This window comes from Bacillus cereus group sp. N14, from assembly GCF_016483555.1.
Lineage (GTDB): Bacteria > Bacillota > Bacilli > Bacillales > Bacillaceae_G > Bacillus_A > Bacillus_A wiedmannii.
On sequence record NZ_JAEHBQ010000048.1, the window covers coordinates 1 to 2,383 of the forward strand.

Below are 2,383 nucleotides of genomic sequence, written 5' to 3' on the forward strand. Positions count from 1 at the left end.
GGTGCGGCTGGATCACCTCCTTTCTATGGAGAATTGATGAACGCTGTTCATCAATATAAGTTTCCGTGTTTCGTTTTGTTCAGTTTTGAGAGAACTATCTCTCATATATAAATGTATGTTCTTTGAAAACTAGATAACAGTGTAGCTCATATTTTTTTAATTTTAGTTTGGTTAAGTTAGAAAGGGCGCACGGTGGATGCCTTGACACTAGGAGTCGATGAAGGACGGGACTAACGCCGATATGCTTCGGGGAGCTGTAAGTAAGCTTTGATCCGAAGATTTCCGAATGGGGAAACCCACCATACGTAATGGTATGGTATCCTTACCTGAATACATAGGGTAAGGAAGACAGACCCAGGGAACTGAAACATCTAAGTACCTGGAGGAAGAGAAAGCAAATGCGATTTCCTGAGTAGCGGCGAGCGAAACGGAACATAGCCCAAACCAAGAGGCTTGCCTCTTGGGGTTGTAGGACATTCTATACGGAGTTACAAAGGAACGAGGTAGACGAAGCGACCTGGAAAGGTCCGTCGTAGAGGGTAACAACCCCGTAGTCGAAACTTCGTTCTCTCTTGAATGTATCCTGAGTACGGCGGAACACGTGAAATTCCGTCGGAATCTGGGAGGACCATCTCCCAAGGCTAAATACTCCCTAGTGATCGATAGTGAACCAGTACCGTGAGGGAAAGGTGAAAAGCACCCCGGAAGGGGAGTGAAAGAGATCCTGAAACCGTGTGCCTACAAATAGTCAGAGCCCGTTAATGGGTGATGGCGTGCCTTTTGTAGAATGAACCGGCGAGTTACGATCCCGTGCGAGGTTAAGCTGAAGAGGCGGAGCCGCAGCGAAAGCGAGTCTGAATAGGGCGTTTAGTACGTGGTCGTAGACCCGAAACCAGGTGATCTACCCATGTCCAGGGTGAAGTTCAGGTAACACTGAATGGAGGCCCGAACCCACGCACGTTGAAAAGTGCGGGGATGAGGTGTGGGTAGCGGAGAAATTCCAATCGAACCTGGAGATAGCTGGTTCTCCCCGAAATAGCTTTAGGGCTAGCCTTAAGTGTAAGAGTCTTGGAGGTAGAGCACTGATTGAACTAGGGGTCCTCATCGGATTACCGAATTCAGTCAAACTCCGAATGCCAATGACTTATCCTTAGGAGTCAGACTGCGAGTGATAAGATCCGTAGTCAAGAGGGAAACAGCCCAGATCGCCAGCTAAGGTCCCAAAGTGTGTATTAAGTGGAAAAGGATGTGGAGTTGCTTAGACAACTAGGATGTTGGCTTAGAAGCAGCCACCATTTAAAGAGTGCGTAATAGCTCACTAGTCGAGTGACTCTGCGCCGAAAATGTACCGGGGCTAAATACACCACCGAAGCTGCGAATTGATACCAATGGTATCAGTGGTAGGGGAGCGTTCTAAGTGCAGTGAAGTCAGACCGGAAGGACTGGTGGAGCGCTTAGAAGTGAGAATGCCGGTATGAGTAGCGAAAGACGGGTGAGAATCCCGTCCACCGAATGCCTAAGGTTTCCTGAGGAAGGCTCGTCCGCTCAGGGTTAGTCAGGACCTAAGCCGAGGCCGACAGGCGTAGGCGATGGACAACAGGTTGATATTCCTGTACCACCTCTTTATCGTTTGAGCAATGGAGGGACGCAGAAGGATAGAAGAAGCGTGCGATTGGTTGTGCACGTCCAAGCAGTTAGGCTGATAAGTAGGCAAATCCGCTTATCGTGAAGGCTGAGCTGTGATGGGGAAGCTCCTTATGGAGCGAAGTCTTTGATTCCCCGCTGCCAAGAAAAGCTTCTAGCGAGATAAAAGGTGCCTGTACCGCAAACCGACACAGGTAGGCGAGGAGAGAATCCTAAGGTGTGCGAGAGAACTCTGGTTAAGGAACTCGGCAAAATGACCCCGTAACTTCGGGAGAAGGGGTGCTTTCTTAACGGAAAGCCGCAGTGAATAGGCCCAAGCGACTGTTTAGCAAAAACACAGGTCTCTGCGAAGCCGTAAGGCGAAGTATAGGGGCTGACACCTGCCCGGTGCTGGAAGGTTAAGGAGAGGGGTTAGCGTAAGCGAAGCTCTGAACTGAAGCCCCAGTAAACGGCGGCCGTAACTATAACGGTCCTAAGGTAGCGAAATTCCTTGTCGGGTAAGTTCCGACCCGCACGAAAGGTGTAACGATTTGGGCACTGTCTCAACCAGAGACTCGGTGAAATTATAGTACCTGTGAAGATGCAGGTTACCCGCGACAGGACGGAAAGACCCCGTGGAGCTTTACTGTAGCCTGATATTGAATTTTGGTACATTTTGTACAGGATAGGCGGGAGCCATTGAAACCGGAGCGCTAGCTTCGGTGGAGGCGCTGGTGGGATACCGCCCTGAATGTATTGA

At 49.9% G+C, this 2,383-nt stretch carries 1 rRNA gene; it reads left to right on the forward strand.

The window, feature by feature from the left end:
- Positions 1 to 169: 169 nt before the first annotated feature.
- Positions 170 to 2,383 (forward strand): 23S ribosomal RNA (locus JDS82_RS28930); the annotation flags it as partial.